We start from the raw sequence: 25230 nt of genomic DNA, 5'->3' as shown, positions 1-25230 counted from the left end.
AAAGGTCGCTTTTTTAATTTAGCGACCTTTTGTTATTTAGTAATTTTCTTCTTCCTAAAACTTATAAATACCAGTATAATCATTCCTGTAGTTACTGATAAATCTGCTAGATTAAAAATACCCGTTCTAAAAACACCACCAAGGTCTATAAATAAGAAATCGGTAACTTTTCCAAAGGCTATTCTATCAAAAACATTAGCAATACCGCCGCCAATAATACTTGCGAAAGCAAAAAGCGACCAATGATCTAGAGTTTTATCTTTAAATATATAACGAAGTACATAGCCTAAAACAAGTATTGGTAGAATGAGCAATAAAACAATTCTGAGGGTGGGGTTTAATTCACTTCCCATACCTAAAAAAGCACCAGTATTTTCAACATTCATCATAATAAAAGCATCGCCAATTAAAGGAATGCGTTCACCAGGATTAATTTCTGTTCTTAACGTTATATGCTCTCTAACTATAACTTTAGAAACCTGATCTATCACAATCGTTAAAACAATAACTAATATAATATAGGTGGAGCGTTTGTTTAGCTTCATTTAACTATTGGTTTCAAAAGTTGCAGAAACAGTTTCAGACGCTCTGTTAATCTTTTTTACTAAGCCTTGTAAAACTTTCCCAGGACCAACTTCAGTAAATAATGTAGCGCCATCAGCTATCATTTGTTGAATAGTTTGTGTCCAACGGACAGGGGCTGTTAATTGAGAAATAAGATTTGCTTTTATGGCCGCTTCATCAATAACAGCATTCGCTGTTACATTTTGATAAATTGGGCAATTTGGCTTACTAAAGGATGTGCTTTCAATAGCCGCCGCTAACTCTTCACGAGCAGGTTCCATCAAAGGTGAATGAAAGGCACCACCAACAGGTAAAACCAAAGCTCTGCGTGCCCCTTCTTCTTTCAACGTTTCACAGGCTTTATTAATAGCTTCAACTTCACCAGAAATTACTAATTGTCCTGGGCAGTTGTAATTTGCTGCAACTACAACACCTTCTGTCATGGCACATATTTTTTCAACTACATCATCATCTAATCCTAAAACGGCAGCCATTGTACTTGGTTGTAATTCGCAAGCTTTTTGCATAGCTAATGCGCGTTGAGAAACCAATTTTAGGCCGTCTTCAAAGTTTAAGGCGCCATTGGCTACTAATGCTGAAAATTCTCCAAGAGAATGTCCTGCTACCATGTCTGGCTTAAAAGTATCCCCTAATGTTTTGGCTAAAATTACGGAGTGTAAAAATATGGCAGGTTGTGTTACTTTAGTTTCTTTTAAGTCTTCAGCAGACCCTTCAAACATGGTATCTGTGATGTTGAAACCTAAAATATCATTGGCTTGTTCAAATAATTCTTGTGCTAAAGGTGAATTTTCGTAAAGGTCCAAACCCATTCCTGAAAATTGAGCTCCCTGACCAGGAAATATGTATGCGTTCATGTTTGTTCATTTTTTGTGCTGCAAAAATAGGAATAAATCTTTAGAAGTAGTAATACCAAATAAACTTCTGCACGCCCTAATACTACTCTTTAAACCAACTTGAATATTTAATATAGGCATCGGCAATGCGATTTATTTCTTCTGAAATAAGCTCTTTACTAATATCTTTAACTTTTTTAGCGGGTACACCTGCGTAAATGCTCCCTGATTTGACTATGGTGTTTTTTGTTACGACTGCTCCTGCAGCGATAATGCTATTACTTTCTACCAAACAACCATCCATAATGATACTGCCCATACCAATTAAAACATGATCATGAATAGTGCACCCATGAACTAGAGCGTTATGACCGATAGATACATTATTACCAATGGTTGTGGCCGATTTTTGATAGGTACCATGAATTACGGCGCCATCTTGTATATTGACCTTGTTACCCATTTTGATGAAGTTTACATCGCCTCGAACTACAGCACTAAACCAAACACTGCATTGGTTGCCCATGGTGACTTCGCCAACTACGGTAGCGTTTTCGGCAATGAAACAGTCTTTTGGGATGATAGGTGATTTTCCTCTAACTGATTTTATTACTGGCATAAATTTGAATATTTTTAAGCGGATATCATAACTTATTTCCCGTTACTAAGCACAACGCTTCCGTCTTTTCCTTTTATATATTTAACTACTTTGTTTACTCTAACCAATAAGACTTATGTTTTGAAACAGAAAAAAGACGATGCTAATGGTTTAGAAAACGCTATGATCAATGCCATAAAAGAACAAGCCAAAAAGAAAAAATATACATGGGAATAATCCGTATAATTCTATTTTTAAAAAGTTCCGCTTTACAACGGGATTAGTTCAACTAAAAATATCAATATAAATTTCACTAATTTACTGCAGGACAATTACAATCAAAACGCTTTTGTCTATAATTAAAATTATATCCTAGTGTTATTTGATGAAAACCACCACTTGTAAATACCACATCATTCATTTGATAGGTATAAGTATAGGCAAACATAAAGTCATTATAGTTAATTCCTAAAATAGGTGTAATTTGTTGTAGTTTTTGACTACTTACAGCATTAGAACTTGTTAAAAATTCAGCACCATCTAAACTCTGTCTATAAGACAAACCTCCCCAAACTTTACCAAAATCCATTTGTTTGTAAACCTTACCATTAAAATCTATTGCCGATTCTTTTGTTAAATCTCTATATTGAAACATCACAGAAGGCTCATAACTCCATTCACTACCAAATTTGCTAAACACACTTCCAACAGAAACCAAATATCGTCTTAAATTACTCGTTATCTGCGTATCTCTGTTAATACCCGCATTCTCTAAAAGGTTTTTAACAGTTACGTGAGCATAAGAATCAAGATAATGATATGAGAAGCCGAAATCAACATTAAAATTTGTTTCATTTTGTACGATTCCATTAATAATTGGATCTGGTATAGGTGCTCCATTTAAAAACGTTGTTTCATCCAGTTGATACTGAACAAAACCAGCACTTAAACCAAAAGACAACATATTTAAATCTGCTTCACTTCTAGAAAACATTAAGTGATGAGCATAAGTAAAATAAGCTCCTTTTTGAGAATGATACCCATTTTTATCAGCATAAAGTATCCCTCCAATACCCGATTGAGTATCACCGATTCGTCCATTAACACTCATTGTTAAAAGTTTAGGCGCATCATCTTGCCCAAACCATTGTTGTCGCCCAGTGATTCTAACTTTTGCACTGTTAGCAACACCAGCCATAGATGGATGGATTAAATAATAATTATCCGTTAGGTAATCTGTATATATTGGCAGCCCTTCTTGAGAGGTTGCTATGTTAGAAAACACAACTAAAACTGCCACTAAAATGATATTTTTTAATTTCATAAACTTTTTTACCAAGTAGGTTTGGTTTATTACAAACGTCTTGATCCTTAAAAAATTACACATAAAAAAGATAAAGTCTACCTTTACCTCTATAGCCAATATAAACAGGCAACAAAACTCAAATATATGGATATCTAAAGTTTTCTTTTAGTATTTTTGTGAAAAATTAGCTGAAATGAACACTTTCAAGGTTTCTGTGCAAGAAACATCAAATACTGCCATAGTAAAATTCGAGGTCAATCAATTTATTACCAAACACCAAAGTTTTGAGTTTAATAATATAGATGAAGCTAAAGCATCTCCATTAGCGCAGCAATTATTCTATTTGCCATTTGTAAAAAAAGTGTATATATCTGGAAATTTTGTTGCAGTTGAACGATACGATATTGTAGAGTGGAATGATGTACAAGATGAAGTTTCTGAACAAATTGAAGCCTATTTAAATGATGGAGGTATTGTTGTTGAAGAATCTTCCACTACTACTAAAAAAGTACCTATAACGGTTTATGCAGAAAGTACACCAAACCCATCGGTGATGAAGTTTGTAGCTAACAAAAAAATAGTAACAGCCCTTTTTGAATTCACTTCAATTGACGAGGCGAAACACTCTCCTTTAGCGACAGAACTATTTCATTTTCCGTTTGTGCAACGTGTTTTTATTGACGAAAATTATGTGTCGATTACTAAATACGATATGGCTGAATGGCAAGATATTACTATAGAACTTCGTGAGTTTATTAAAAGTTATATTGAAAACGGTAAAGATGTTGTTTTACCAGAGGCCCTTGAAACATTACAAAAATCTTCTAAACAAATTGATAGCAATTTTGAAGCTTTAGATGATATTTCAAAAGAAATTGTAAATATTCTAGAAGAATATGTTAAGCCTGCAGTGGCTAGTGATGGTGGAAATATTCAGTTTATTTCTTATGATTCAGCAGGAAAAAATGTAAGTGTTATGTTGCAAGGCGCTTGTAGTGGTTGTCCATCTTCAACATACACGTTAAAAAGCGGTATTGAAAATATACTCAAAGAAATGTTACCCGGAAAAGTTGAAACTGTTGAAGCTATTAACGGTTAAATCCTTGTGACTTTGTTATACAATTTGTGTCTAAAATTCGTTACCTTTAAAGAGGTAGTCTAATTATTAATTTAAAAATAAAGAATCATGGCAGTTTTAAAAGTAATCGAAATTTTAGCTAACTCAGAAAAAAGTTGGGAAGATGCAACCAAAAAAGCAGTAAAACACGCATCAAAAAGTATAAAGAATATTCGTTCTGTTTATGTTCAAGACCAAAGTGCGAGCGTAAAAGGTGATGAGGTAACAGACTTTAGGGTAAACTTAAAAATCACTTTTGAAGTAGAATAAATTCCGCTTCAATATAAAACCTAAGCGTTCATTATATGGACGCTTTTTTTGTGCTCATTACCTATTTAAATAGTGTCTGGACGGAAACAGACGATTTTTATAATTTGAATTATTTTTGATGTCATTTTTGTTTAGTTTTTATGAGTTGATGCCTTAGTATCAAGCGATTAAAAATAAACTGAAAGGGCGCAAAAAGAAACAAATTTAATTTTGCTGTGTTTCCGTCCAGACACTAAATATGACATATTGTTTAAATAAATTGAATTATTTTTAGGCAGAATAAGGCGAAAAAATAAAGCATAGCCTTCGTTACGGTTTCTTTTTTTAACGCTGTTATAACTGAAAAGAAACGATTTATAGGCAATATTTCTTGATTAAATTGGTATTTAAATCATTAACTTTGGTGAATGAAGCACCTTTTTACACTCGCGTTTATCATACTTATTATAGGCTGTAAAGGCCAGAATTCAAAGTCCATGAAACATCAATACACCAACGCTCTTGTTAATGAAACTAGTCCTTATCTATTACAACACGCGCACAACCCTGTTGATTGGAATGCATGGAATGAAACCACTTTAGAAAAAGCTAAAACTGAAAATAAATTAATACTCATTAGTGTTGGTTATGCAGCTTGCCATTGGTGCCATGTTATGGAACATGAAAGTTTTGAAGATAGCCTTGTAGCGCAAGTGATGAATAAAAACTTTATCAATATAAAAGTAGATAGAGAGGAGCGCCCTGATGTAGATCAAGTTTATATGAATGCGGTTCAACTCATGACAGGTAGTGGCGGGTGGCCTTTAAATGTGGTTGCATTACCAGATGGAAGACCTGTATGGGGCGGCACATATTTTAAGAAAGAACAGTGGATAGATGCTTTAGAGCAAATTTCAAAATTATATGTCGATAACCCTGAAAAACTTCAGGATTATGCTAGTAAATTAGAAGCCGGCATTAAATCATTAGATGTTGTTCAATTGAATTCTGATGAACCCATTTTTGATACTCCCTTTATTCAAAACGCAGTTAAAAGTTGGTCAAAGCAATTTGATAACAATCAAGGCGGTATGAATAGAGCCCCAAAATTCATGATGCCAAATAATTATCATTTTCTATTAAGGTATGCGTATCAAAATAATGATAAAGAACTTTTAGAATTTGTTAACCTAACGCTAACCAAAATGGCTTATGGTGGTGTTTTTGATCAAATTGCTGGTGGGTTTTCAAGATATTCTGTTGATGCTAAATGGCATGTTCCTCACTTTGAAAAAATGCTTTATGATAATGGGCAATTGGTAAGTTTATATGCTGATGCATACCTGATTAGTAAAAATGAATTATACAAAGACATCGTCACAGAAACCTTAAAATACACAAAACAAGAAATGACCACTAGTAATGGTGCATTTTATTCATCATTAGACGCTGACAGTAAAACCCCAGAAGGCGAACTTGAAGAAGGTGCATTTTATGTGTGGACAAAAAAGGAATTAAAAACGCTTTTAAAAGACCATTTTGAATTGTTTTCAGACTATTATAATGTAAACAATTATGGGCTTTGGGAACATGATAATTATGTGCTCATTAGAAAAGATGATGATGACTCGATTATAAAAAAGCACAACCTTACTAAAACTGTTTTAGCTGAAAAGAAAGCCGAATGGAAAGCTATCTTATTTAAAGAACGTAACAAAAGATTCAAACCAAGATTAGACGACAAAACTTTAACTTCTTGGAATGCCATGATGCTTAAAGGCTATGCAGATGCTTATCGCGTGTTTGGAAATGATGATTATCTCGCTTCCGCGGAAAAAAACGCAAATTTCATAATAAGTAATCAATTACGAGAAGATGGCGGATTAAATCATAATTATAAAAACGGAAAAAGTAGTATAAATGGGTATTTAGAAGATTATGCTTCTACCATGGATGCCTTTATTACGCTTTATGAAAACACTTTAAATGAAAAATGGTTAACTACTGCTAGAGATTTAGCAAACTATACTTTTGATCATTTCTTCGATGGCGCAAGTAATATGTTCTTTTTCACTTCAAATGAAGATGCTTCGCTGGTTTCTAGAAGTATTGAATTCAGAGATAATGTTATTCCCGCAAGTAATTCTATCATGGCAAAAAATCTGTTTAAATTATCACATTATTTTGATAACGAACACTTCAGTAAAACCGCCATGACTATGCTAAACAATATAAAACCAGAAATGCAAGAATACCCATCAGGATACTCTAATTGGTTTGATTTAATGCTGAATTACACAAAACCTTACTACGAAGTGGTTATAGTTGGTGCCGATGCCAAACAGAAAATAAACACATTAAACAAAACCTATATCCCCAATAAACTCATAGCTGGAAGTACTTCTAAAAACAATATGCCTTTATTGGAAAATAGATACAACCCAAACCATACCCTTATTTATGTGTGTGTAAATAAGGCCTGTAAACTTCCTGTTTCAGAAGTAAAAGACGCCATAAAATTTATAAAAAAATGACACTTACAACAATCATACTAATAGCTTTTGTAGCTTTTGAACATTTTTATTTCCTGATTTTGGAAATGTTTATGTGGACCAAACCAAAAGGCATTAAAGCTTTTGGTTTAAAATCGAAACAATTTGCAGAAGACACCAAAGTACTCGCCGCTAACCAAGGGCTTTATAATGGTTTTTTGGCAGCAGGACTTGTATTCTCTATAATCCAAAAAGATATAAAAATTGCTATTTTCTTTCTTGTTTGTGTGACCATAGCAGGTATATATGGGTCTTACTCCACAAAGCAAATAAAGTTATTATATGTGCAAGCAGTTCCTGCAATTATTGCGCTAATTTTTTGCTTTATTTAAAATTAATGAATCATTTTTTATCATTTAAACACTAAAAAACTTACGTTTCGTATTTAACTTTGCGATTACTAAAAACTTAAAAAAATTATGAATTTAGAAAACATTGATACAGAAAGATGGCTTCAGTTGGCCTTAGATTATGGACTAAAAATTCTTGGAGCTGTTGTTATTTGGCTTATTGGTTCTTGGGTAATTAAAAAAATAATAAAGACTACCAGAAAATTAATGACTAATAGAGATTATGATGAAAGTCTTCAAAAGTTTTTATTAAACATGTTAGGCTGGATATTAAAAATTATTCTAATTGTTGTTGTTCTTGGAACTGTAGGAGTAGAAACCACGTCTTTTGCAGCCATTTTAGCAGCAGCTGGTTTAGCAATTGGTTTAGCTTTACAAGGCTCATTAGGCAATTTTGCCGGTGGTGTTTTACTTATGATTTTTAAACCTATTAAAATTGGAGATTTAATTGAAGCTCAAGGAGAACTTGGAGTTGTTAAAGAAATTGAAATTTTTACAACTAAATTAACTGGATTATCCAACAGAGAAATCATTATTCCCAATGGTTCGTTATCAAACGGAAATATAATTAATTATTCAACAGAAGGCACGCGTCGTGTAGATTTAACCTTCGGAGTTGGTTATGATTCTGATATTAAGAAAACAAAAGCCATTTTAATGAATGTTTTAACATCGCATCCAAAAGTTTTAAAAGAGCCTGCTCCTACCGTAAATGTTTCTGAATTGGCAGATAGTTCTATAAATTTCGCGGTAAGACCATGGTCTACTACAGACGATTATTGGGCGGTTTACTTTGGTATTACTGAGGATGTTAAAGAAGCTCTTGATAAAGCTGGCATTGAAATTCCATACCCACATCAAGTTGAAATACGAAAGAAAGGTTAAACTTTTAATATTTAAAGAGTATTCTCAGACCTGTCAGGTTTTAAAAACCTGACAGGTCTTTTTTTACGATTTAGGCTTTGGCTTTAAAGCCACAAAGTCTTTTAAATAATAAGGTTCAAAATAAGCTACATCTTCGGTGTTGCTTATTTTGTATTTAGTATAAGCCAACAAGCTCATGTCATTAGCAGAAGGTAATTTAGCTTCAATAAAAATGGCATTTGGGTGATTGATTAACGTTTTTGTTTTTTCAACACCGTTACCAATAAAATAAACTTTTTGGTGTTTTAAATAATCCTTAAAAGAAGTTTTATCTAAAATTTGAGCTTGGGTTTCTCGTATTTGCTTATAATTTGAATCGTAAATAGCGGAATACACTTCCATGCGTCTGGCATCAAGCATAGAAATAATAACACCATCATCAATTTTAAGTTGGTTTGCTAGCGCATCTAAAGTTGGGATAGAAATTAATGGTTTATCTAGTGCAAAACACAATCCTTTAGCTGCTGAAACCCCAATTCGTAAACCTGTATAAGACCCAGGACCTTTGCTCACTGCAATAGCATCTAATTCATTAAAATTTATATTGGCTTCTTTTAAAACTTCATCAATATAAACATGAAGTCTTTCTGCATGCGAATAACTTTTATCATTATCCTCTTTTAAAACTATGGTTTCACCATCTTTTGAAAGAGATACTGAACAATTGGTTGTTGCCGATTCTATGTTGAGGATATAGCTACTCATTTGTAATATAGTATTAAAAACAAAACTATCGTTTTATATTCACATTTTCACTTCTTTTTAACTCTGATAATTAAGCAAATCTGTTAGGTTTTAAAAGCACTTAAATAATGAGAAAAAAAAAGTAAAATATTTTAAATAACACCCCTAAAGTCCCCTCAAGGGGACAATCGTCCTGTTTAACTGAGTGAGTTGTCCCCTTGAGGGGACTTTAGGGGTGTTAAAACATAATAGCAACGGTAAAAAACTCTTCCGAATATCAATGTTTTAAATACCTGAAAGATCTTGCGACAGCTAATCAGTCAACGATTTTCCCATGTAGAAGTCTAAAACTTTTGTTTTAAAAACAAAATCATATTTTGCATTAATTAAAGACGACTCTGCATTTATTAATTGTACTCTAGCTTGTTCTAAATCAAAAGCTGTCAAACTACCAATATCATAGCGCTCTTTTGAGTTATTAAATGCTAAGACTTGAGATTTTAATGATTTTTTAGCGGCCTCATAAGCCTTAAATGCAGCTTGAGCATCAGTAAATGCGCGTTGTATATTTGATTCTAAATCTAATTTTGCTTGCTCTAAATTAAGTTTACTATTTTCTTCTTGGATTCTAGATTTAGCAACCGCTGTTTTGTTTTGAAATCTTGAAAAGATAGGAATGTTTAAATTTAGCCCAAAACGATGCCCCTTTTGTTGATTAAGCTGATTAAAAAATGCTTCTTCGGTATCTGTTAAATTTGTAAAAAACACATTTGAACCTATACCATAATTAGCACTCACTGTTGGATAAAATCCACTTTTAGAAATTTCAGTACCTAAAACTGCATTTTCAACATTTTTTTCTGCAACTTTAATTTCAACTCTATTTTGCAATGCAAAATTTAAAACCGGATTTATGTTATTGTAAAGCAGTGCGGTTGAAGGTGTATCTATATTAATAATTTCAACATTAAACCCATTATAGGTAACTTGCAATAATTGAGACAGGGTAAGTAATGCCAAATTAAAGTTGTTTTCTGCTAAAGTAACTTGTTGAGCATCTCTACTTAAAGTTGCTTCAGCATCATAAAGATTAGCTTTAGGTTGTACACCTGCTTCTACCAATTCATTTACTTGATCTAACTGTTTTTCACTGAATTTATATTGTGCATTGGCGGTCTCTAATCGTTCTTTATTAAAAAGAACATTTAAATAGGAGTTCACAACATTTAATGAAATATCATCTCTTATTCTTTGTAGTTCTAATTGATTAGTCTCTAATCTTAATTGAGACTGTTTGTACAAATTAGTTAACCTAAATCCATCAAAAATAGTCTGAGTGACTCCTATAACAATATTTGTGCTATTATCTGTTCTATCAATAAATTGACCTGGAAATAATTCTCTATTACCTAGAGATAAATTATGAGAGGCTGATGCACTTACTGATGGTAAAAAAGAACCTTTGGAAGCAATCATATCTTGCTCATTACTTAGTAATGTATTTTGACTTTGCTTTACGGTAATATTATTTTCTAAAGCGTGATTTACACACTCTTGTAACGTCCATTTTTTTTGTTGTGCAAAGGAAGATACAGAGCATAAAAGCGTAAAAATTAAAACGGCTTGTTTAATATTAATCTTCTTCATCTTCGTTGTCTTTTGATGCTTTATTCCAAACTTTAATTTTATCGCCTACTTTAACGCCTTCAGTAATTTCAACATTGATACCGTCCGACAGACCTAACTCAACATTTTCTTTCTTGAATTTATTATCTCCGATCGAGATTTCTACAAAAGGTTTTTCAGTAATTCTGTTATACTGAATTAATGCCTCTCTAACAGCAAATACACTGTCCTTACTTTCTATATCAATTTCTGCATTGGCACTGAAACCTGCTCTAATGTTTAAGGAAGCATCAATTTCAACGTCTGCCTTAACTGTAAATTGTACGGCTCCAGCATTGTCGCTAATTCCTTTAGGTGCTATAAAAGCTAATTTTGCTGGAAATATTTTTTCATTAAGAGCTCCTATAATAATATTAATGGGTTTACCTTCTTCCAGCTTGTCTACTTCGGATTCATCAACCTGTCCCTGAAAAATCATTTTATTCATATTGGCTATTGTAGCAATGGTAGTTCCTGCATTAAAATTATTACTTTGAATAACTTGGTCTCCAATTCTAACAGGAATTTCTAATACTGTTCCAGAGATTTGGGAAATAATATTGGTATTCGCTAACCGCTGGCCAGAAATAGAACCTTGTCGAATTAATTGATAATCATTCTGTGCTTGTTTTAAAGCCTCCTGCGCTTGATTCATTGACAACTCACTATTCTCAAAATCTTGTTGTGATATCACGCCTTTCTCAAAAAGCACTTTATTTCTTTTATATAGTGTATTAGAATTATCAAAAGATAATCTTGACGAATTCACTCGACTGTTTGCACTCGTTAAAGCCTGCTCATTAGGCACAATTCTTATTTTGGCAATTAAATCGCCTTTATTAACAACATCACCTTCTTCAACTAATATATCATCCACAATACCAGATATTTGTGGTTTGAGCTCTATTTCTTCCTCAGGGTTTAAACTTCCTGTGGCTACCACTTTTGAGTTTATTGAAGTATAGAACGGTTCCTCAACATTGAAGTCTTCTATATTTTTAGCATTAGCATCTTTAAAATATTTTAAAACCACTGCAAATAAAAGTAATGCTACAATTCCGATAATAATTTTTACTGATTTATTCATTTAGCTATTCTCATTTTATTAATTTGACAAATGGTGCTTCTATATTTAGTCCATTTGAATACCAATTTTCAAGTTATAGAAGGTTCATTTTTAATTTCCTTTTTACTCTTCTCTTAATGCGTCAATGGGTTTAACGTTTGTTGCTTTATTTGCTGGTATTAAACCAATTAATGTGCCTAATACGATTACTATCAATAGTGAAAAAAACACAATAGCAATTGAAACCGAAGGGTTCCTCATCCAAGGATTATCACTATTTAGCATCGATCTATTCAGCAACATTAAAATTAAACCGCCGCTTATTATACCAACAAACCCAGCCACCAAAGCCATGGTAACAGATTCTACTATAATTTGTCTTTTAATTACAATTGGTGTTGCTCCTAATGCGCGTCTTATTCCTATTTCTTTTGTGCGTTCTTTAACGGTTATTAACAATATGCTTCCTATAGCAAATACACCAGCAATTAAAGTTGCGATACCAACAAACCAGGTTAAAAATTGCATCCCTGTTAAAAAACCTGTTAACCTACTAAAACGCTCTCCCAAATTAAAACCATTAAAGGCTCTGTTATCATCGGGGTGTACTTTTTTCATATTTTTTAACAACAATTTTGTGTCTGCTTCTATTTGATTTATATCATATTCTGGTTTCCCCGTAATCATCATCCAATCTACTCTTCCTCCAACATTATATAATTGCTGACCAGTTGTAAATGGCATATTAAAATCTATTTGTGGCCCGCCAAAATTTACAACTGTGTAAACACCAATAACTTTAAAATTTATATTGCCAACTAAAACAATTTCTCCAATAGGATATTCATCCTTTTGAAATATTTGTTTGTAAACATCTTCAGATATTAGTATTACTTTTTTGCGTTCATCAATATCACTTTGATTAATGAATCGACCCCACAATAAATTTTGTTTTGCAACAATGTCTAAAAGCGGGTAATCCCCTGTCCCTGTAAAAGTACCAGACAATGTTTTACGGCTTACAGTTAAATTTCTAATATTTCTTGGAACAACAAATTCTACACCTTCAATATTTTCTTGAATTTTATTAACATCTTCTGTTTTAAGAATTATTGGTCTTCCAGACTCGTAACCCTTAAAAGGCACACTTGTATTACCTCCAAAAATAAAAACACTATTTGTAGCGAAGTTTTCAAAAAGTAAGTTGAAATTATTTTCTATACCTCTGGCTGAACCTAACAAACCAATAAGTAATAAAATACCCCACCAAACACCAACCATAGTTAAAATGGTTCTAAGCATATTTTTGCTTAGGCTAGAGTAAACTTCTGCCCAAGTATCTTTATCAAATAAAAATTTAAACCAATTACCCATTTCTTAATGCAATTATAGGTTTAATTCTAGATGCTCTTTTAGCCGGAAAAAACCCTGCTAAAGCTCCAGCTGCTATTAAAATAATAGTTGCCGTTATTATAATATTAGAATGCACTTCTGGATTTGTTATAAAATATTTTTCTAAGCTTGGTCCTATCCATTTCAAAACACCAACACCCGCAAGCAAACCTACATAACCGGAAATAGCAGTAATTATAACTGATTCTAATAAAATTATAGATACGATGGATTTTGGTGATGCTCCTAAAGCCTTTCTTATGCCTATTTCTTTAGTGCGCTCTTTAACAATAAAAATCATGATATTACTAATCCCAACAATGCCGGCTATTAGCGTTCCTAAACCAATTATTATTATTAAAATCCCCAACCCTGAAGTCATAACTTCTATCCCTTTGGTTTGTTGAGCCATATTAAATACTCTTATAGCGCGCTGATCGCTGGGAGCTACATTTTTACGAATCTTCAATTTTTTGGTGAGCGCTGCACCAAAAGCTAAGGCTTTATCTATGCCAATATCACGATTATAGGTTAAGCTAATATCTCTAAGCGTATTATCCCCAATATATAGATGTTGTATAGTGGTGGTAGGTATATACATTAAACGTTCTTGTTGGTCTCCACCATTATCTGTAAATACCCCAACAACCTTAAATTGAATACCTTCTAAATTTAAATATTTACCTATAGCAGAGGTTTTTAAAAACAAATCTTCTTCTACTAATCTGCCAATAACTATAACTTTCTTGTTTTTGTTATAGTCGTTTAAGTTTAAAAAACGGCCTTCTTTAATTTCAATCTTCTCAATAAACTGGTAATCTGGAGATACGCCTGTAACATTATAACTACCCTTTTCATAAGTTGATCTTACTTGATAGGATCTACCTAAATTACCTGATATATATTCTATCTGATCTTTGAATTCATTTTTAACAAACTCATAATCTGTATTATCATAAAATATTTGACGCCCCGATTGAAGACCTTTGTAAGGTTTTGAAGTCGTGGCTTTGTCAATTTTTATAATATTATCTGCAGTCTTTACAAAAAATGAATCAAAGGTGTTTTCTAGGCCGTTTGCTATACCAAATAGTATAGTGAAAAGTAAAATAGCAAAGGCTACCGTAAAACCAGAGAGTAAACCTCTCGTTCTATTCTTATTTATACTTTGAAATATTTCTCGCCAAAGGTCTAAATCAAACATGCTCTGCTCTTACTTGGGTTACTTTTTTATCTTCCATAATAACGCCATCACGAAGGCGCACAATACGCTTGCACATATTAGCTATATCCTCCTCGTGTGTTACCATTAAAATTGTTTTTCCTTCATCATTTAATTGCTGAATGAATTCAATAATTTCGTAAGATGTTGTAGTATCTAAAGCGCCTGTTGGTTCATCGGCTAATAGTAATTTAGGATTTGCCGCTAATGCCCTAGCAATAGCAACACGCTGGTTTTGACCACCAGAAAGCTCCTTTGGTAAATGTTTTGCCCAATCTGTCAAGCCTACTTTCCCCAAGTGAAACATTGCTATTTCTTGACGTTCTTTACGCTTCATACCTTGATAATATAGCGGAAGTGCAACATTTTCAAGTGCATTTTTGTAATTTATTAAATTGAACGATTGAAAAATAAAACCTAAAAACTTATTTCTATAAACAGCGGCTTTTTTTTCGGTAAGATTTTTAATTGGCAGACCATCAAGAATATACTCGCCTGAATCCGCTTCATCTAACATCCCAATAATGTTAAGTAATGTAGATTTCCCTGAACCTGAAGACCCCATTATGGCAACCATCTCACCGTCTTCAACATTAAGATCTATGCCCTTTAAAACATGTAAACTTGAATCTCCTATAGGATAGGATTTGTGAAGTTGATGAATCTTTAACATGAGTAGATTGATTTAGTAAAGCATTAAAGCTTTTTAGTTAGACTAACCATACAAAGGAATGTTACAAAAGCAGTAGAAAAAAGTTTTTATTCTTTTTTTAACGTATTATATTTTCTGTAAATAAAATATCCAATGCCAGCAACAAGTATATATGGTATAGCCATTAAATACACAATGCCGTCATTAATCCCTTTTGCTGTTGTTTGTCCTTCTTCACTCTCTAATACGGCACGACACATAGCGCATTGTGCGTTACCCTTTAGAAAAAAGAGAAAAGAAAAGAGAAAAAAGATTATTTTATGTTTCAAAACTAAAAATTTAAAAAATGGTGCATCAATTTTAATTATGGCATTCCCCTTTACTCATACCTACCAGGTTTTTAAAACCTTGCAGGATCGCAAAAGGTCGGGCTATTCGTTACAAGTCCTCGCTTATCCGATAACTATCGGAACTCGCTGTGGGCTTTCTACTGCTATCCCTAATGCACCCACCAGCTAAGTTAAGTGCTTACATCAAACTTTTGTACTCTCCTAAACGTAATAAGGTGAAATCATTATATATACAACAACTCCAGTAATAGCAACATAAAGCCATAATGGAAAAGTAATTTTCGCTATTTTTTTATGCTTTTCAATATTGTTCGTAATCGCTCTAACATAAGTGATTAATACAAATGGAATCACTAGTATTGATAACAAAATATGTGTTAATAATATAAAATAATATAGATATTTTGCTATCCCTTCTCCTCCGAATTTAGTAGAATCACTTGTCATATGATAAGCAATGTACAATAGTAAAAATAACACCGATAAAACTATTGCAAACTTCATTAACCTTTCATGAAGTTTTATTTTCTTCTTTTGAATGGCCATAAATGCCAAAACTAAAACAAAGGCTGTAAGCGCATTGATACTTGCATAAATAGGTGGCAAAAACACAGGTAATTCAACATCAATTTTTATTCCAAAAAGAGCAGCTACTGCTACAGGTATTATAATTGATAATACAACAACTAACTTGTTGTACTTTTTTTCGTTTAAAATTTTTTTATCTTCAATCATAATCCTTCATAATTAGATTCTTCGACTGCGCTCAGAATGACATTATACCAAATAAACTTCAAAATAATCGATTAAATTAGTTTCTATTACCTTTAGATGAAATATAACTCAAATTTATTATCAATCATTTTCAAATTCATTTGGTATTACTCGCTAAGCAACTTTTTTATATCTTCTTTTAAGGCACTAATCTCTTCTGATTTACCATCTTCATCTGTTTTTTCAGATTCAGAAGTTATACCATTATAATAAATAATAGGGTTTCCGTTTACAACTCTACTTCTTATAAACCCATTTTTATCAATTAGCGCAAAATTACCTGAATGTTCAAAACCACCTTCAACATCTGGGTTTGCTGCAGCGTAAATATAAAACCCTTCGTTTGACAATTTATAAATAGTTTCTTTATCACCTGTCATTAAATGCCAATTAGGATTTGTTACTCCATATTTTTCTGCGTACGCCTTTAAAACTTCTGGAGTATCATAATCTGGATTAATGCTAAAAGATGCTACTCCAAAATCTTCAAAATCTATAAATTCATTTTGAATATGAATAAGGTTTTTATTCATTCTAGGGCAAATAGTTGGGCATGAAGTAAAAAAGAATTCTATAACATACACCTTACCTTCATAATCTTTGTTCGTAATAGTTTTTCCATGTTGATCGACAAAAGAAAAGTTTGGCACTTTACGATTTTCACCATTACTAGTAATAAATACTAAATCGGAGGTTTTAGAACCCTGCTCTTTTTGTTGGTTACTTCTACTTTCGTGTCTAGAAATATCATCATTAGATATCCTGTCTATAATTTTCGGAATAAAAATAATTCCAAAAACAAGAATAATAAAGGCTATTCCTATATATGAATAATTTGTTTTTTTCATTTTAATTTTTTTATCATTCCCTCGAAGGAGGGAATCTCATCAGTCAACCTAATTAGGTTTCAAATGCACTTCGACTGCGCTCAGTGTGACAAGCAAAACCAAACAAAAGTTTATTAATTTGTTTCAGCTTTTAAATCGGTTGCTCTTCTGGTATCAGAATTAAATTCACCTTTTCGTTTTTGTCTGTACTCCGTGAATAAAATACGTAAATCGTCACTCATTTTATTCTTTATTTCGGCTACTTCAATACAATCATAGCCATATAAACCGTAAACAGGCTTCTGTTTTTCTAATTCATTATCCGTTCTATCATCTAATCTCCCACGTTGATTCAAATCTTTATCGACTAAATAAACTTGATTGGTTGCTAAATTAGAGGATAAATTTCCTTTAGTTTTTAGGCTAAAAAATACACGTTTAATATCACTTGATTCTCCAAATACAAAATGCCAAAATCTTAAATCTTGATAAGAGCTAATTTCAGCTTTCAGTTTTTTAACAGCTTCTTCCGTTCCTTTAGGCATTAAAATAACTACTTGAAATTTTTTGAATCCTTTAAATTTGTCGTAAACCAGCTCCTTTAAGTTTAAGGCCATGGTGCTGCTTTTTTCAGTATCATTTCCAAAAAAACCAAGCACAGTTATGTGATCTTTTAAAAGGACTTTGTCTTCTGAGTTTGATATAAAGTTGTCTAAATCTAAAACCGATTCATTTACAATATCTAATGGTGTGTAATTATGTGTAGCTGGATATAGAAACAATAAAAAAGTTACAGGCAGAAAGAATAAAATTCCTAAAACTACATATCGACTTACCTTTTTATAATCCATTAAATAATAGTATTACTATTGTATTAAATGCTATGCAAAAATAAAAAAAGGCGGTTTAAAAACCGCCTTTATACTTGAATTTAACTAATCTAAATAGTTAAAAATCTTTTTTTATGTATCCAGCGTCATATACATCAAAAACGTAACCGCCTTCTTGTAATAAGATGAATATTAAATATAGAATAAGGAAAATGGCTGTCCAAACTACCATACGTTTTAAAGCCTTAGTTTCATCACGCATGTGCATAAAATCCCAAGTAATGTAATATGCTTTTACTATGGTTAAAATGATGAAGATCCAGTTTAAGATTTTCATTCCTAAAAACTTTGTCATTAAGCTTTCCGGCTTTGAAATACCTAAAGCAACTTCAATTACAGTAACTATAGTTAAAAAAACTAAAACCCCCCAAATTTTTTGAGTATTGGTATTGAATTTTACTAATCCTCTAAATATTTCTAATTTATGTTCGTGTGCCATTTTTGCTCTGATTTAAAAGATTTCCGTCTTCACGGAAATAAAAAAATTATTTATTATACAAGGTAGAAGAATGTAAATACAAATACCCAAACTAAATCTACAAAGTGCCAATACAGCCCTACTTTTTCAACCATTTCGTAACTTCCTCGTCTTTCATACGTGCCTAAAACAACATTGAAGAAAATAATGATATTAATAAGAACCCCTGAAAATACGTGAAATCCATGAAATCCTGTTATAAAGAAAAAGAAATCAGCAAATAGTGGCGAACCATATTCATTTACATGAAGATTTGCGCCTTCAACATACAATTTTCCATTCTTCTTAATTTGGCTTATAGACTCCGCTCTTGATAAAACTGTTTTTTCACCTTCCTCGTTTATAATTTGAGTTCTTACCAGAATATTGCTATTTGCTACTAAACCATTAGAAACCTCAGCGACAGTATAATTTGGTAGTGTACCCTCATCAACGAACCATAAACCATTATTACGTTCTTGCTGAATTCTTTCTTTGTGCACATCAATAGCTGCAAAATCTCTGACGGCAACACGCTTAAAAACTTTTTCACCATCCTGCTCTACATATTCTCCAAACTGTAAAATATTACCTCCTTTAGTTTGTATTGCACCGTAATCGCCGTTAATAAATGTATTCCATTCCCAAGCTTGAGACCCAACGAAAATTAAACCACCAATAATGGTTAAAAACATGTATAAGGTTACTTTTTGCTTGTTCATGTAATGCCCAGCATCTACAGCTAATACCATGGTTACAGACGACATAATAAGCACAAACGTCATAAATGCCACATAGTACATTGGAGCGTCAACACCATGTAAAAACGGAAAGTGAGTAAACACTTCGTCGGCAATTGGCCATGAATCAATAAACTTAAATCTTGAAAATCCGTAAGCTGCTAAAAACCCTGAGAATGTTAAAGCATCTGAAACGATGAAAAACCACATCATCATTTTACCGTAACTTGCTTTCAGTGGCTGGTTACCACCTCCCCAAGCTTTACCTTCTACTACTGCTGTACTCATATATAATGGTTAGTATATCTTTTTAAATTACATAATAAAGCATAAAACTCGTTCATTTTTCGTTCTATTTCCTTGTTCATGTTTCCCATAGCTTAGGCTATTCAAAACAATCATAGCGTCATATAACAAAAAAGCAAAGTCGCTTTATTTACTTCATCATGCACTTTAAACAGATATTGTTTAAAAGTTGGACAAAAATAATGATTTTATTTATCTAATAAAACATACTGCTTTAAAAATTAAAAACAAGAAATTAATTTAGGTTAAAAATGGTATGGGCGTTCCGTTTTGCTCATACCAACAAGGTTTTTAAAACCTTGCAGGATCACAAAAAGTCGGGCTTTCACACTACTCTCCCGATTATCATCGGGATCAAACATGCCCTTCAATCCCTAACACACTTATCCGCCAGAACCCTAATAAAACAGCCAATTAAAGACTTACTTACATTTTATTACCTCACAAAATATAAAAACAAAAAGAGATACACCCACAGTATATCTATAAAATGCCAAAACGTTGCTACCAACTCTAAACCTAACATATTAGTTGGGTTATACTTTTGTTTAAAATGATTATAAATTACCACTAACAAGCAAATTAGCCCAACAACAACATGTAAAATATGCACAATCGCTATCAAATAAATGTAAGACATGGTTACATTACTGGTAGGACCGGTAAAATTATAACCTAAATCAATAATTTCTTGAAAGCCAGAAAACTGATTGAAAATAAAAACAACACCCAGAATTAATGTTGCAAACAGCCAAAGTGTTGTTGCTTTATGATTCCCGCTTTTTAAAGCCCGTTTTGCTAAAATAAAGGTTAAACTACTAATAATTATAACTATCGTACTAACTATAAAAGCATTTGGCAGTTGAAAATCTTTTAACCAATCTGGTCTCGAACTACTCACTACAAATGCACTTGTCCATCCAGCAAAAGACATAATTAGGGAAATAATTCCAAACCAAAGCATCATTTTTTTTGCTCTGTTATTTTTTTCTTCGTGAGTACCTTGAGTTAAATCCATAATTTATCTGATAAATTTATCTACAACATAAATAATTTGCACTAAAGTAATGTAAGACACACTAACAAGCATTAATTGTTTTGCTGCTTTTTCAGTCATTTTTTTAAACAATCCTATGGCATAATATAGCATCCATAAGCCTACAAGAAAAACTAGTATCGCTGCCACAATAGATAGTTGCAACTTACCAGTAAAGCCAAAAACCGGAATTATAGACACTAAAATTGTCCAAATAGTGTACATTATCGTTTGTACTGCAGTGCCCTTGTCCTGCTTTCCTGTAGGTAACATATAAAAACCACCTTTTTTATAATCTTCAAAAAGGAACCAACCAATAGCCCAAAAATGCGGGAATTGCCAAAAAAATTGTAATGCAAACAAGGTTCCGGGTTCAATCCCAAAATCATCAGTAGCCGCAACCCAACCTAACATAAACGGAATAGCTCCGGGAATAGCACCAACAAATACAGCAATAGGTGTTTTTGTTTTTAAAGGGGTATAAATACAGGTATAAATAAAAATAGATATAGCACCAAACATAGCTGTTTGCTTATTGATGGTATATAAAATTATAATGCCTAATAAAGTAAATATCGATGCAATAACAAAAGCAGTATTCACAGACATTCGTCCTGCAGGTATAGGTCTGTTTTTAGTCCTATCCATTAAGGCATCTAAATCCTTTTCAATAATTTGATTGAACGCATTTGAAGCGCCAACCATAAAGTAACCCCCAAAAGCTAATAAAACCAAAGTTTTAAAATCTACAGTTTCAACACCTAATAAATAGCCAGCAAGCGAAGAAAACACTACACTTAATGCTAATCGCATTTTAGTGATTTCCTTAAAATCTGAGATTACAGAAGGAGTTGCTAATGAAGGTTTTGAATAACTCAATATGGTATGTTCTTGACGTCTTTTGTATGGCGAGTGCAAAGATACTCTATAAAAGCAATTTGAGCAATGCTATAACACTAAATTTCAGGGGAAACTCATACTTTTATTTTAGAGTCATTTTTGCCACTAATGCACGAATAAAACTAAAAATAGGTGTTGAAATAATTATCACGAATAAAAAAATCTGTAGCTTTTTTTTTAAAATTAGTGTAGATTCATTTTGTAACAATCCATTTAGTACATGACAAAAATTTAGAATAGAACTATAAACCGCACATATATAGTGTGTTACGGCTTTTTCATTACGTAGACCTGAAAATTTCGAGTCGTTTATTTCTCAAAATTAATTTTTGTCATATACTTAAATTAATCCATAATAAAAGAAAAAAATAGTGCATTCGTGGCATTATTCAAAAAGTATAAATTTGTTCTATATTAAAATTGAGCCCCAAATATAAACCAAAAGTTGTATTTTTATTGTGCAAATAATTTTCAACTACTACATACATGAAATCTCTAAAACTCATTATCTCACTATTTACTTTTGGTTTAGTAATAACAACTTGTGCACAAAACAAAGCCGTAACTATTACAACCCATAAGCTCACTGAAAATATTTATATGTTAGAAGGACAAGGTGGAAATATTGGGATTTCAGTTGGTGACGATGGTGTTTTTATGATTGATAGCCAATTTGCTCCCTTAACGCCAAAAATTTTAGACGCTATTAAAAAACTTAGCGATAAACCCATCAAATTTTTAGCAAATACACATCACCACGGAGACCATACCGGAGGTAACGAAAACATATCCAAATTAAACACAACCATCATTGCTCACGATAATGTGTATAAACGTGTAAAAAGTAATTCAAAACAATCCGATGCGTCACTTCCTGTAATTACTTTTAATGATAAATTGAGCTTATACATCAATGGCGAGCAAGTCATCATTTTTCATGTAGACAACGCCCATACAGATGGCGATGCGCTATTATATTTCACAAAAAGCAACGTTCTACACACAGGCGACACATACTTTAACGCCCGCTACCCATACATCGATTTAAACTCTGGCGGAAGTGTTGACGGTTACATACAAGCTGCAAAAAGTGCTATGATTCTAATTGACGACAACACCAAAATTATCCCAGGTCATGGTAATCAATCAAACAAAAAGGAATACACCACGTTTTTAAACATGCTAGAAAATTTAAAAAACAAAGTTGAAACCGAAATTAGCAATAAAAAAACCGAAGAGGATGTCGTATTAAATGCAAGCTTAACCAAAACCTACGACGATCTAAATTATGGTTGCTGTTTTATCTCTTCAGAAAAAATGCGAAGAACACTTTATAAAAGTTTAAAAAAGTAGTAAAAAGTAAAGTCCCAAATTAATTTAAGGTAAGAGATTCAATTTATGAGATTCCCACCTTCGTGGGAATGACAAAACAGTAATTTAATTATCAAAATACCAATTAAACAAATCGGTTCTAATTCCAAAATTAAACCAAACGGTATTGTTTTTAAACGTTGATGTTGTTATGGCATCTGGATTAAAATTCCGAACCGTAATATCAGTAAACACCTTTAAATTAGTAGCAGGATTTATCAAATAACCCGCTTGTAGATTACCGTTAAATATTTTTGTTTTTATGCCTTGCCCAACTTCAACACCGGTATCAAAAGGTCTATCGTTATAATCTCTATAAATATCAGCGCCGTAACTAAAATTATCAACACCATTATTAAAATCTAATCCACGCGTTCCAAAAATTAGTTTAGCATCACCAAACCAGCGCTTATAGCGATAACGTCCAATTATAATAGCCTCACTAAAGTTGGCGCCCCATAAATGTGCCATAGGTTGGTTATTGTTTGCATAGTTTAGTACAATGGTATTATGCGAATAAGTATATGGCCTTACACGATTATATTCAAATTGCAACAATAAATTATCAACTTTAAACGCATTATAATATTTAACACCTAATTGATAGCCAAATTTATTTTTCCAGCTTTTTTCTCCTCCTTTTACATCACCTAACGAAAATTCATCTAAAATAAACTGACTATAAATATTCACATTATTGTTCCATTTATACTTTGCTGAAGCTCCCATCAAAGCATTACCAGCACCTTGACCTGTTTCAAACTCAATAGCTCTATAAAAAATAATAGGGTTTAAGTAGTTCACATCAAAACCTCTACCGTTAGAATTGGTCCACAATACAGATTCAAATAAACCTATATTTAAACGTTTTGACACATTCCAGCTTAAATAATGATTCGCAATATACTTAGTCAAAAAAGCTTTATCCTGTTCTACTTCTGGGCGTACATCTTTTAGCCACATCCAAGTGTTCGTGTATTTTATTTTCCAGAATTTAGTATTTAATTTCAAAAACGGATACGGACTCGCAACATCACTTACCAATAACGAACGGTATCCGTCACCAATAAAATTTTTACCATGCCCAAATTGAATATTTATAAATTTAGATGGTGTATAAGATAAGTAAGCTTCGGCAACCGGATAATCATAAGAATCCGATTTAAAACGTTTTGCAATACCTCGACCAGGAATTATGGCTGGATCTGGTCCAAATGCTTTTAAACTTTCTGCATACCTATTTACATAATCTGCAAATCGTCCTTGACTTTCAAAAACAGAAGCGTAAAAATTTAATTTACTACCTAAGCCACCTTGCACCAATAATCCTCTGGTATTGTTGTATGTCGAACTAAATTCAGCATCCGTGTCTTTACCAACTTGTAAATCTAAAATAGGATCAACGGTAAACCAATAATCTTCACTTTGTAACTGAACCAAATGTTCATTCCACAATTTTTTTCCTCCCCAAGTTTCCGTTTCTTTTTTCAATTGTTCTTGTTCCCCTTCAAAATCATAATATTTTGAAACCTCTTCATAAACAAACGGTTTAGATGCCGTATGACTATTTGTTCCTATAAGGTTCATTTGCCTATCAAACCTAGCGTAGTCACTATGTGTAAATTGAATATTTAACTGACTTTTAAAAGCTTTGCTTTTAAAAGCTTTCAACCCTTTATCAATATCATCAAACTCTTTCTTAGCAGCTTCTTCTAACTTAGAAATTTCTTTTTCTTTAGCTAAATCTTGCGAAACCACAGATTGATTAACTAACGGTATTTTAATAGGAATAGAATATTGCTTAAATGTTGTTCTGCCGTTATAAGTTGCTGGTTTAATCTTTGGGAACTCAGAAAAAACACGCTTAGCTTCTTCTTTTAATTCATTATATAAAGCATCTGTATAAATCACTCGAAACCGGCCCGTAGTATCTACTTCAAAAATCACAACAACTTCGCCTTTGTAACTTTCTTTTGAAACGCGTTCTGGAACTTTAAAATTATTGTAAATAATATCTTTTACATGTTTATCAAAACACGCCTGTAATGAATCAATAGCTACACTTTCACAATTAGGAAAAACTGGTGCCTTTTCAGACAGTAAAGCATTTTGAGAATAGACATTATATTGAACTAAAAGTAGGAGTAGTACAATGAATTGCTTCATGTTTTTTTGTTAAGTATTAATTTAGACTAGAAAGATACTATATTTTTAGATTCTAGTCATAGAACTCATCTTGACTTTCTCTATTTCCTAAAAAAAGGTTTAGTACATGACAAAAATATAAAAGTGTCACATTGAGCGCAGTCGAAATGCTTTTGAATACGATATTTCCAATGTCTTCGACTGCGCTCAGATTGACATCCGATATATTATCAATTTTT

The 25230-nt window shown here is 32.3% G+C and carries 25 protein-coding genes; 6 read left to right on the top strand and 19 right to left on the bottom strand.

Annotation, left to right across the window (positions count from 1 at the left end; all coding sequences use genetic code 11):
• Positions 1–32: 32 nt before the first annotated feature.
• From lspA to AAC024_RS08755, 4 genes are all read right to left on the bottom strand, one after another.
• Entirely contained in the window at positions 33–545 is a 513-nt protein-coding gene (gene lspA / locus AAC024_RS08770) for a signal peptidase II (protein WP_339894911.1), read from the bottom strand.
• Positions 546–1439 (bottom strand): ACP S-malonyltransferase, encoded by an 894-nt coding sequence (fabD, locus tag AAC024_RS08765; protein ID WP_339894910.1) that lies wholly within the window; start codon positions 1437–1439, stop codon positions 546–548.
• Between the two features lie 82 nt (positions 1440–1521).
• Complete coding sequence (locus AAC024_RS08760; RefSeq protein WP_339894908.1) at positions 1522–2037, bottom strand: gamma carbonic anhydrase family protein; 516 nt, start codon at positions 2035–2037, stop codon at positions 1522–1524.
• 292 nt (positions 2038–2329) lie between these two features.
• The gene (locus AAC024_RS08755) at positions 2330–3340 is read right to left on the bottom strand and encodes a type IX secretion system membrane protein PorP/SprF (RefSeq protein ID WP_339894907.1); all 1011 of its coding nucleotides are present in this window, start codon (positions 3338–3340) and stop codon (positions 2330–2332) included.
• A 175-nt stretch (positions 3341–3515) separates the two neighbouring features.
• Between AAC024_RS08755 and AAC024_RS08750 the strand changes: the two genes are divergently transcribed.
• The 5 genes from AAC024_RS08750 (at position 3516) to AAC024_RS08730 (ending at position 8475) form a co-directional block, all read left to right on the top strand.
• Complete coding sequence (locus AAC024_RS08750; protein ID WP_339894906.1) at positions 3516–4421, top strand: NifU family protein; 906 nt, start codon at positions 3516–3518, stop codon at positions 4419–4421.
• Between the two features lie 87 nt (positions 4422–4508).
• The gene (locus tag AAC024_RS08745) at positions 4509–4709 is read left to right on the top strand and encodes a dodecin family protein (RefSeq protein ID WP_339894904.1); all 201 of its coding nucleotides are present in this window, start codon (positions 4509–4511) and stop codon (positions 4707–4709) included.
• Positions 4710–5185: 476 nt separating this feature from the next.
• Entirely contained in the window at positions 5186–7222 is a 2037-nt protein-coding gene (locus AAC024_RS08740) for a thioredoxin domain-containing protein (RefSeq protein WP_339894903.1), read from the top strand.
• Entirely contained in the window at positions 7219–7572 is a 354-nt protein-coding gene (locus AAC024_RS08735; protein ID WP_339894902.1) for a DUF1304 domain-containing protein, read from the top strand. The genes AAC024_RS08740 and AAC024_RS08735 overlap by 4 nt, the downstream gene beginning before the upstream one ends.
• An 87-nt stretch (positions 7573–7659) precedes the next feature.
• Entirely contained in the window at positions 7660–8475 is an 816-nt protein-coding gene (locus AAC024_RS08730; protein WP_339894901.1) for a mechanosensitive ion channel domain-containing protein, read from the top strand.
• A 63-nt stretch (positions 8476–8538) separates the two neighbouring features.
• Here AAC024_RS08730 and tsaB read toward each other — a convergent pair whose 3' ends face one another.
• The 14 genes from tsaB to cyoE all read right to left on the bottom strand — a co-directional run bounded on the left by tsaB (position 8539) and on the right by cyoE (position 21454).
• Positions 8539–9219, bottom strand: coding sequence for a tRNA (adenosine(37)-N6)-threonylcarbamoyltransferase complex dimerization subunit type 1 TsaB (gene tsaB, locus AAC024_RS08725; RefSeq protein ID WP_339894900.1), 681 nt, complete (start codon positions 9217–9219; stop codon positions 8539–8541).
• 291 nt (positions 9220–9510) lie between these two features.
• A complete protein-coding gene (locus tag AAC024_RS08720; RefSeq protein WP_339894899.1) occupies positions 9511–10845 on the bottom strand; it encodes a TolC family protein in 1335 nt (444 codons plus the stop codon).
• A complete protein-coding gene (locus tag AAC024_RS08715) occupies positions 10832–11950 on the bottom strand; it encodes an efflux RND transporter periplasmic adaptor subunit (RefSeq protein WP_339894898.1) in 1119 nt (372 codons plus the stop codon). Before AAC024_RS08715 ends, AAC024_RS08720 begins: the two co-directional genes overlap by 14 nt.
• Positions 11951–12052: 102 nt before the next feature.
• Positions 12053–13303: an ABC transporter permease gene (locus AAC024_RS08710; RefSeq protein WP_339894897.1), complete on the bottom strand. Its 1251-nt coding sequence runs from the start codon at positions 13301–13303 to the stop codon at positions 12053–12055.
• On the bottom strand, positions 13296–14525 hold the full coding sequence (locus AAC024_RS08705; RefSeq protein WP_339894896.1) for an ABC transporter permease: 1230 nt from the start codon (positions 14523–14525) through the stop codon (positions 13296–13298). The genes AAC024_RS08710 and AAC024_RS08705 overlap by 8 nt, the downstream gene beginning before the upstream one ends.
• Positions 14518–15216 carry an ABC transporter ATP-binding protein gene (locus AAC024_RS08700; RefSeq protein WP_339894895.1) on the bottom strand — a complete coding sequence of 233 codons (699 nt, stop codon included), beginning with the start codon at positions 15214–15216 and terminating at the stop codon, positions 14518–14520. Before AAC024_RS08700 ends, AAC024_RS08705 begins: the two co-directional genes overlap by 8 nt.
• Positions 15217–15302: 86 nt before the next feature.
• Positions 15303–15524 carry a hypothetical protein gene (locus tag AAC024_RS08695; protein ID WP_339894894.1) on the bottom strand — a complete coding sequence of 74 codons (222 nt, stop codon included), beginning with the start codon at positions 15522–15524 and terminating at the stop codon, positions 15303–15305.
• Between the two features lie 222 nt (positions 15525–15746).
• Positions 15747–16280, bottom strand: a complete 534-nt coding sequence (locus AAC024_RS08690; protein ID WP_339894893.1) for a DUF420 domain-containing protein — start codon at positions 16278–16280, stop codon at positions 15747–15749.
• Positions 16281–16426: 146 nt separating this feature from the next.
• Positions 16427–17167: an SCO family protein gene (locus AAC024_RS08685; RefSeq protein ID WP_339894892.1), complete on the bottom strand. Its 741-nt coding sequence runs from the start codon at positions 17165–17167 to the stop codon at positions 16427–16429.
• 113 nt (positions 17168–17280) lie between these two features.
• On the bottom strand, positions 17281–17997 hold the full coding sequence (locus tag AAC024_RS08680; RefSeq protein WP_339894891.1) for a hypothetical protein: 717 nt from the start codon (positions 17995–17997) through the stop codon (positions 17281–17283).
• A 97-nt stretch (positions 17998–18094) separates the two neighbouring features.
• A complete protein-coding gene (locus AAC024_RS08675; protein ID WP_339894890.1) occupies positions 18095–18475 on the bottom strand; it encodes a cytochrome C oxidase subunit IV family protein in 381 nt (126 codons plus the stop codon).
• Between the two features lie 53 nt (positions 18476–18528).
• Positions 18529–19521: a cytochrome c oxidase subunit 3 gene (locus tag AAC024_RS08670; RefSeq protein WP_339894889.1), complete on the bottom strand. Its 993-nt coding sequence runs from the start codon at positions 19519–19521 to the stop codon at positions 18529–18531.
• 454 nt (positions 19522–19975) lie between these two features.
• Positions 19976–20557, bottom strand: coding sequence for a cytochrome c oxidase subunit 3 (locus AAC024_RS08665; protein WP_339894888.1), 582 nt, complete (start codon positions 20555–20557; stop codon positions 19976–19978).
• Positions 20558–20560: 3 nt separating this feature from the next.
• Positions 20561–21454 carry a heme o synthase gene (gene cyoE / locus AAC024_RS08660; protein ID WP_339894923.1) on the bottom strand — a complete coding sequence of 298 codons (894 nt, stop codon included), beginning with the start codon at positions 21452–21454 and terminating at the stop codon, positions 20561–20563.
• A 507-nt stretch (positions 21455–21961) separates the two neighbouring features.
• Between cyoE and AAC024_RS08655 the strand changes: the two genes are divergently transcribed.
• The gene (locus tag AAC024_RS08655) at positions 21962–22828 is read left to right on the top strand and encodes an MBL fold metallo-hydrolase (RefSeq protein ID WP_339894887.1); all 867 of its coding nucleotides are present in this window, start codon (positions 21962–21964) and stop codon (positions 22826–22828) included.
• Between the two features lie 84 nt (positions 22829–22912).
• On the opposite strand, the gene AAC024_RS08650 is transcribed toward AAC024_RS08655, so the two are convergent.
• Positions 22913–25012, bottom strand: a complete 2100-nt coding sequence (locus tag AAC024_RS08650) for a gliding motility protein RemB (RefSeq protein ID WP_339894886.1) — start codon at positions 25010–25012, stop codon at positions 22913–22915.
• Positions 25013–25230 lie beyond the last annotated feature (218 nt).

It is taken from the genome of uncultured Algibacter sp. (assembly GCF_963976535.1).
Classification (GTDB): Bacteria; Bacteroidota; Bacteroidia; order Flavobacteriales; family Flavobacteriaceae; genus Algibacter_B.
Note: the sequence above shows the minus strand (reverse complement) of the source record. Positions and strands in the feature narration are given on the sequence as shown.